The organism is Vibrio sp. 03_296 (assembly GCF_002265885.1).
The window spans coordinates 1-651 of the sequence record NZ_NPKW01000345.1 but is presented as its reverse complement, the minus strand read 5'-3'; the positions used below and the strand labels follow the sequence as shown (position 1 = coordinate 651).

General features: G+C 50.5%; 1 protein-coding gene and 1 pseudogene. Both read left to right on the top strand.

Going from position 1 to position 651, the window contains the following annotated elements:
* Positions 1–431, top strand: a pseudogene (locus CIK04_RS24520) (PLP-dependent transferase); the annotation flags it as partial.
* Positions 431–651 (top strand): hypothetical protein (locus tag CIK04_RS24515; RefSeq protein WP_142995009.1); only part of this gene is annotated, 221 nt, incomplete at its 3' end. The pseudogene CIK04_RS24520 and the gene CIK04_RS24515, both read left to right, overlap by 1 nt.

Below are 651 nucleotides of genomic sequence, written 5' to 3'. Positions count from 1 at the left end.
GCACCTTGGGGGCACGTATGCGCGTGCATGAAGAAAGTTCGCAACAAATCCTCTCTTATCTGCAAACTCAAGAGTTAGTCGGCACCATTTATCCACCCGAGTTTGCCAGCGCAATCCCGGCCATGAGGTTGGCTGTAAAAAGCAGCAATCGGGCTTTGGCTCGATGTTGAGCTTTGAATTTGCTGGCAGCTTCGAGCAATTGAAAGTGTTTGTGAAAGCGCTAGATTTATTTTCATTAGCGGAGTCACTTGGTGGTGTCGAAAGTTTGGTTTGTCATCCTGCTTCCATGACTCATCGTGCGAGTGGAGAGGACGCTCGCAGAAGCAGGCGTCACGCAACAGTTATTGCGTTTATCCGTGGGGCTGGAAGATGCGCAAGATCTGATTGCCGACCTCAAGCAGGCCTTTCAACAAGCGAAGGAGAGCTGTTAATGAGTCAAGTTCGACAACTGCACAAATTTGGTGGAAGCAGCCTTGCGGATCCGGATTGCTATCGTCGTGTGGTGAACATCCTCAAAGAGTACTCGGGTGACAACGATTTAGTGGTGGTGTCGGCAGCGGGCAAAACCACCAACCGCTTAATTGAATTTAGTGAGGCGCTGGAGAAGGACGGCCGTTTGGCTCACGAAGCATTGCAAGCTTTGCGCCAATA